Raw genomic sequence first — 7552 nt, 5'->3', positions numbered from 1 at the left:
CCATAAAATACCGTGGGGCGCACGGGAATCTACGCCTGTGGAGAGAGTGTAAGCCGCCGCAACTCTTTGGAGTCAGTGGCGCTGTTCTCGTTGAAGCAGGAAGCTCCCGCCTCTATAGGCGGGAGTACGTTCACTCATAATCTATTCGGGTATCTGTAGGGGCTCGCACGTGCCTTTTCAGCACGTCAGGTCATGACTGTAAGGGCTGGTAAGACGGCTGCTGAAACGGACCGCAGTAGAGGACGAGCTCACTAGAGAGATTTGACCACAACCTATTTGAGTATAATAGCAGGTTTTTACGAACAACGAACCACGAGTCACGAGCCACAATTTTTTCCACGAGCCGAGGGTCACTCGAGGCGATGTCGTCATTCTGAGTTTGTTGCCGCGTAGCGGCATCTGAGTCCAAGGCGGCCTGCGAACTGCGGCCTGCGGCCGGCGTCTTATGTCCCCCTTAACAATCTTATCGCTAATGTGGTATAATACCCTATTACGGATAACTTTATCTCATTAGCGATTTTTTTGAAGGAGGATTTTTTGGATGCGGCCTTTTGTTCATTTGCATGTCCATACTCAATACAGTTTGTTCGACGGCTTGTGCAAGATTCCCGATATGGTGAAGCGTGCCAAGGAGCTGAATATGCCGGCTGTGGCGATTACGGATCATGGCAATATGTACGGTGTCATTTATCTGTATAAGGAAGCCGTAGCCCAAGGCATCAAGCCGATTCTGGGGTGTGAAGTGTATATGACCCGGGGCAGCCGTTTTGAAAAGAAGACGAAAGAACGGCTCTGTCACTTGATTTTGCTGGCCAAAGACAATAAGGGTTACCACAACCTCATCAAAATCGTGTCCAAAGGTTTTGTCGATGGGGAAAATAATTACCATAAGCCCCGCGTCGACTACGATTTGCTCGAACAGTATCATGAAGGCCTCATCGCCATGAGTGCCTGCATCGAAGGCCACATCCAGCAGGATATCCTCAATCACAATGAAGAAGGGGCCAAGCGGACTTTGGACCGGCTGGTTTCGATTTTTGGCAAGGATGATTTTTACTTGGAAGTCCAGAACCATGGGATTCCGGAAGAAAAAGTTGTCCGCACGGTATTCAAGCGCTGGTCCCAGGAATATGGCCTAAAGCTGGTGGCTACCAACGATTATCATTACATCGACCCCAGCGATGCAGCTGCCCAGGAGGTCAAGCTCTGTATTTCTACGGGCAGTACTCTCGATGACCCGTCGCATTTCCGTTTTTATAATAATGAATTTTATATGAAGAGCGGTGACGAAATGGCCGACCTCTTTGCCGACATGCCCGAAGCCCTGGATACGACGCTGGAAATCGCCGATAAGTGCAACGTCGAGATTTCTTTCAGTGAGCGCCATCTGCCGCAGTTCCCCGTACCCAAGGGGGAAACGGATTCGTCCTATCTGCGCAAGCTCTGCGAGCAGGCCCTGCCGGAAAAATATGACCCCATTACGCCGGAAGTCCGCAAACGGCTGGACTATGAATTGGGTGTCATCGACACTATGGGATTCCCGTCGTACTTCCTCATCGTCTGGGACTATGTCAAATACGCCAGGGACCATGAAATCCCCGTCGGGCCGGGCCGCGGCTCGGCAGCGGGCTCGGTCGTCGCGTATTTGCTGGGCATTACCGGTCTGGACCCGCTCAAGTACGACCTCCTCTTTGAACGATTCCTCAACCCGGAACGCGTCACTATGCCGGATATCGACATGGACTTCTGTTATGAAAACCGGGGCCGCGTCATCGATTACGTTACCCGGAAATACGGTGTCGACCACGTCTCGCAGATCATCACTTTCGGGACCTTGGCGGCCAAAGCCGTCCTGCGTGATGTCGGCCGCGTCCTCGACATCCCCTTGAGTGAAGTGAACCGCATCGTCAAGATGGTGCCTAACGAATTGGGCATGACCCTCGACAAGGCCCTGAAGATGAGCAAGGAATTCCGCGAGGAATATGAACAGAATGCGACGGTCCACCGCCTCGTCGATTTCGGTAAATCCCTGGAAGGCCTGGTCCGCCATTCATCGACTCACGCAGCGGGCGTCGTCATCTCGGCGGCTCCTGTCGACGACTACGTGCCGGTCCAACATTCCAAGGAAGGCGATTTGACGACACAGTACGAAAAGGACCTGGTCGAAGAACTGGGCCTGCTCAAAATGGACTTCCTGGGCTTGCGGACGCTGACCGTCATCGGTGATGCCGTCAAGATGATCAAAAAGGACCACGGCATCGACCTGGACATCAATGCCATTCCCCTGGATGACCCGGAAACGTGCCGGCTCCTGACCGAAGGCGATACGGCCGGTGTCTTCCAGATGGAATCATCGGGCATTACCAACCTGGTCAAGGAACTGGCGCCGAGGCACTTTGAAGACATGATCCCGCTCGTCGCCCTCTACCGTCCGGGGCCTTTGGGCAGCGGCATGGTCGATGATTTCATCAAGGGCAGTCACGGTGAAAAGAAAGTCACCTACCTGCACCCGCTGCTGGAACCGATCCTCAAGGATACATATGGCGTCATCCTCTACCAGGAACAGGTCATGCAGATCGCCTCGGTCATGGGCGGCTTTTCCTTGGGACAAGCTGATTTGCTGCGCCGCGCCATGGGCAAGAAAAAGGAATCCATCCTGGTCGCCCAGCGGGCTAATTTCCTGGAAGGGACGCGAAAGAACGCCATTCCCGACGACATTGCCAACAAGGTATTCGACCTCATGGTCTATTTCGCCGGCTATGGTTTCAACAAGTCCCATTCGGCAGCTTATGCCTACGTAGCCTGGCAGACGGCGTACCTCAAGGCCCATTATCGGCCGGAATTCATGGCAGCGACTATGACCAGCATGATCAACGATGTCAGTAAAATCAGTTACTACGTCGCAGAGTGCCGCCGTCACGGCGTCCAGGTCCTGTCGCCTGACGTCAATGCCAGCATATCCATGTTCTCCGTCCAGGACGGGGCCATCCGCTTTGGCCTGTCCGGCGTCAAGAGCGTTGGCGCCAACGCCATCGAAGCCATCGTCAAGGCCCGCGAAGAGGGCGGACCATTCACATCGCTCGGCGATTTCTGCAGCCGCGTCGATTACCATATCGTCAACAAGCGGGCCCTGGAAAGCCTCATCAAATGCGGGGCTATGGATTCTTTTGGCAAGAAGCGGTCCCAACTCATGGCCGTCATCGACCAGGCCATCGCCATGGGGTCCCTCAGTCAGAAGGACTACGCGTCGGGTCAGATGGGGCTCTTCGACGATGCCGAAGATGTCATGACGGAACTGGAATATCCGGATATCGAGGAATATCCCATCGAAATGCGCCTGGCCATGGAAAAGGAATACGATGGTTTTTATTTCAGTGGCCATCCCCTCAATAAATATAAGGACATTATGAAGAAATTGACGCCCTTGTCGGTCCTCTATGGGGAAGACGGGCGGCAGTACGATGGCAAGATGATGCGCATCGGCGGCCTGATTACGGCCAAGAAGCAGGTCATGACCAAGCGCAATGAACAAATGGCCATCATCACCGTCGAAGACTTCACCCATGCCGTATCGGTCGTCGTCTTCCCTAAGACCTATGCCCGCTATCAGCAGGCCGTCGCCGTCGATATGGCCGTCGCCATCCGCGGCCGGGCCGACATCAACGACGACAGCATCCAGATTCTGGCCGAAGAAGTGAAACCGCTGGACCAGGAAAAGGGAGAACCCGTGCAGCCCGCTGCCGTATCGCCGGCAGCAGCCCGCCAGGCTGGCGACTATTGGCATCCCGGTATGGGCGCCAAATTATTCATCAAGATCCCGGCCCACTTGGAACGGACCGATTTGGCCGGCCGCATCGGCCAGGTCCTGGAACAACATCCGGGACCGGTCAAGGTTTACTTCCACCTCATGGGCAGCCGCAAGACCATCTTGACTAATGAAAAATATTGGGTAGAAACGACAGAAGACCTGCGGCAAAAACTGCAGGCCATGCTGGAACCGCGGTCCCTGGTCGTGCAGTGAGGCGTATGAAGGCTTCTGTCATCATGCGAGGTTCCTTTGCTTCATAGTTTGTAGTATGGAGTTTGTAGTTTGTAGAAGCTGGTTTTAAATTTTTTACCATTTGCTGCAAACTAAAAACTACAAACTTAAAACTCAAAAAGAGGCTGTCTTAATGCGACAGCCTCTTTTTGTCATTTCCCCGGATCAGCCATGATTTTGGCCAGGACGACGCGGTATTTATCGTTGTATTTTCGCATGCAGTCGTTGATGTCGCGGCGGATGCGGGCGATGTTTTCGACGTTATATTCTGCCGGCGGGATGTGGATGTCACAGATGACATTGAGCCGGGCATGGCCTGAGGTGATGCGCAGGTGGTCCGTATGATAACGGGGATATTTTTCGTGGACGATCTTATCCAGGACGTGGCGGACGTCGTTGATTTTGTGGATGTCTGTGCAGAGCGGGTCCATGTGGATATTGACTTCCATATGGTACTTGTCCTGCAATTCGTCTTCCAGGACGTCTAAGGCGGCGTGGACTTCGACGAGGTCAGCCTTGTCCGGGACTTCGGCGTGAATCGAGCCGAACATGCGGCCCGGGCCGTAGTCGTGGATGCGGATGTCGTGGACGCCGACGACGTGGGGACAATTCAAAGCAGTCGCTACGATGCCCCGGATGAGTTCCGGGTCCGGCGCCTTGCCCAGGAGAATGTTAATGACGTCTTTGGCAATGCCGTAGCCGGCGTACATGATCATCAGGCCGATGGCCGTGCCGGCAGCGGCGTCGATGGGCAGCGTCGTGAACTGCTGGGCAATGGTAGCGACCAGGACGCCCGTCGTGGCGATGGCATCGGTAATGCTGTCGGCAGCCGTCGCATCGTTGACGCCGGAATTGATTTTCTTGCCGATATAGCGGTTATAGATGCACATCCAGACCTTGACGGCGATGGAGATGATGAGGACGCCGATGCTCCAATAGGAGAATTCCATGTCTTCTGGTTCAAAGAATTTGCCAATCGACGTTTCGCAGAGCTTGTAGCCGACGACGAGGATGATGATGGAAATGGTCAGCGATGCCAGGTATTCAAAGCGGCCGTGGCCGAAGGGATGTTCCTTGTCTGGCGGTCGGTTGCTCAATTTGGCACTGATGATGGAAATGAATGACGAACACATGTCGGTCAGGTTGTTGAAGGCATCGGACAAGATACCGATGCTGTTGCTCATCATGCCGACGAGGAATTTGCTGACAAAGAGGAAGAGGTTACAAATAATGCCTAAGATGCCGCCGAGGATACTGTATTGTTCACGGACGTGTTTGTCATCGGTATCCTCATAGTTCTTGATGAAGCGGCGGATAATGAATTCGATCATATGAAATCACCCAGCTTTCTGATTCCCTTCATTATAGCAGAGATAGGGCGAGATACAAGTAATAACGAGAAAGAAATTGAGAATAAAAGAAATGCAAAAAAATCATAATATTATCGAAAATGGGAATAGTTATTGAGTATTTTGCTGGGAAGAATTGCAATTACTTTATTTTTTTATATAATAGAATAGTGATTGAAGAATAATAAGCTCATAAAGTATATGATGGGGAGGATGTATGGATATACGAAAAGCACTTATTTTTGATATGGATGGGACCATGTTTGATACGGAACCCATTTCTTATCGCTGTTGGCGGGACGTATCAGCCCGGTATGGTTTTGACCTGGACCGCTCGGTGTTCGACCGCATGCTGGGACGGGACAATCTGCGCATCCGTGCTATTTGTGATGACGCCTTCGGTCCGGATTATCCCTATGACGATATTTGTCGGGAAAAGGTGGCCTTGCAGCTGGAATATTACCGCAGCCATGCTATTCCCATCAAGCCGGGCCTGCTCCACGTCCTGCACTATGCCCGGGAAAAAGGGATTGCCTGCGCCGTCGCTTCGTCATCACCGCGGACACTGATTGAATATTTATTAGATAAAACGGGTGTAGCTCCCTTCTTTTCCGTCGTCCAGAGCGGGGAAGAAGCGGCCCATGGCAAGCCGGATCCGGATGTGTTCCTCATGGCCTGCGACAAAGCCCGTGTTTCACCGGACCAGGCATTAGTATTGGAAGATTCAGAGAGTGGCATCCTGGCCGCCCATGCTGCGGGAATCCCGTCTATCTGGATCCCCGATTTAATTACTATTCCCAAAGACGTACAAGACCTGGCCTGGACATGTTGCTACAGCCTGGAAGAAGTTCCAGGACTGCTGGCGAAAGGGGATTCATAATATGACACAGACAAAGCGAAGCCTCTGGCTTTTGCTCATGACCGTATTTTTAGGGATGCTGGCAGCTATTGCACCGCTGTCGACGGATATGTATCTGCCAGCCCTGCCGTCGATGATGACGGCCTTTGGCGTGACGCCGTCTGTCATCCAGCTGACTTTGACGGCCTCTATGACCGGCATGGCGCTGGGGCAGATCGCCGTCGGCCCTATCAGTGATGATAAGGGGCGCCGCCTGCCCTTGATGGTCGGCATGGCGATCTTTACCTTGTCGACGGTGGGCTGTATTTGGTCGCCGTCCATTCAGGTCTTCCTCATCTTCCGGCTCATCCAGGGCTGTGCCGGTGGTGCCGGTATCGTCCTGTCCCGGGCCATTGCCCGCGACATCTGCAAGGGCAGCGCCTTGACGCGGCTCTTTGCCATGCTCATGCTGGTCAATGGGATTGCACCGATTCTGGCTCCCGTCATCGGCGGCCAGATCCTGCGCTTTGCCCCGTGGGAAGGCGTCTTCCTCTTTATTGCCATTGTCGGGCTGATCCTGACCGTATCGGCCGGTTTGATGCGTGAAACACTGCCGCAGCGGCGCCGCGTATCCGGCGGCATGGCAGCCAGTATGAAGAGCTTTACGGCCCTGTTCCGTCAGCCTTATTTTATGGGGCATTGTATCATGCAGTGCTTTTCCTTTGCCGCCTTTTTTGCCTATATTTCCGGATCATCCTTTGTTTTCCAGAACGTCTACGGCGTATCAGCTCAGGCTTTCAGCCTCATCTTTGGCATCAATGGTGTCGGCCTCATGATCAACGGTGCCGTTACGGGCCGGTTGACAGGCCGCATTGCTGACTGGAAACTCCTTCGGTTTTCCCTGTGTCTGGCCGCTGTCGGCAGCGTGGCCCTGCTGGCAGCCTTCAGTACCGGCATGCCGCTGCCGGTCATCATGGTCATTCTCTTCTTGACCGTATCGACGCTGTCCATGATGAGTACCAGCAGTTTCTCCATGGCCATGCAGGACCAGGGACGCAGCGCCGGCAGTGCGTCGGCCCTCATCGGCTTCTTCTCCATGATCAGCGGCGCCGTCATGGCCCCAGTCGTCGGCATCGCCGGAGACCATACGGCCATCCCCATGGGCATCGTCATGGTCATCGGCGAAATCGGCGCCCTCCTGGCCTTCTATGCCTTGATCTATCCGCGACATAGAAAAGAACATTGATCCTTTGTAGGGGCTCGCACGTGGCGAGCCCGCCGGGGATATGCGAGATACTTGTAAACTTGATTTGTGTGAGCGGGCGT

Annotated in this window: 4 protein-coding genes; 3 read left to right on the top strand and 1 reads right to left on the bottom strand. The window is 53.8% G+C overall.

Annotation, left to right across the window (positions count from 1 at the left end; all coding sequences use genetic code 11):
* Window positions 1–541 precede the first annotated feature (541 nt).
* Window positions 542–4021 (top strand): DNA polymerase III subunit alpha, encoded by a 3480-nt coding sequence (locus WMO23_RS10425; RefSeq protein ID WP_020311533.1) that lies wholly within the window; start codon window positions 542–544, stop codon window positions 4019–4021.
* 170 nt (window positions 4022–4191) lie between these two features.
* Here WMO23_RS10425 and WMO23_RS10420 read toward each other — a convergent pair whose 3' ends face one another.
* Window positions 4192–5370 carry a cation diffusion facilitator family transporter gene (locus WMO23_RS10420; protein WP_292106339.1) on the bottom strand — a complete coding sequence of 393 codons (1179 nt, stop codon included), beginning with the start codon at window positions 5368–5370 and terminating at the stop codon, window positions 4192–4194.
* 235 nt (window positions 5371–5605) lie between these two features.
* Between WMO23_RS10420 and WMO23_RS10415 the strand changes: the two genes are divergently transcribed.
* The gene (locus WMO23_RS10415) at window positions 5606–6268 is read left to right on the top strand and encodes an HAD family hydrolase (protein ID WP_292107843.1); all 663 of its coding nucleotides are present in this window, start codon (window positions 5606–5608) and stop codon (window positions 6266–6268) included.
* Between the two features lies 1 nt (window position 6269).
* A complete protein-coding gene (locus tag WMO23_RS10410; RefSeq protein ID WP_349174015.1) occupies window positions 6270–7472 on the top strand; it encodes a multidrug effflux MFS transporter in 1203 nt (400 codons plus the stop codon).
* Window positions 7473–7552 lie beyond the last annotated feature (80 nt).

The sequence above is a fragment of the Megasphaera intestinihominis genome (assembly GCF_040096415.1).
Lineage (GTDB): Bacteria > Bacillota > Negativicutes > Veillonellales > Megasphaeraceae > Megasphaera > Megasphaera intestinihominis.
This window is presented reverse-complemented; position numbering and strand designations above follow the sequence as displayed.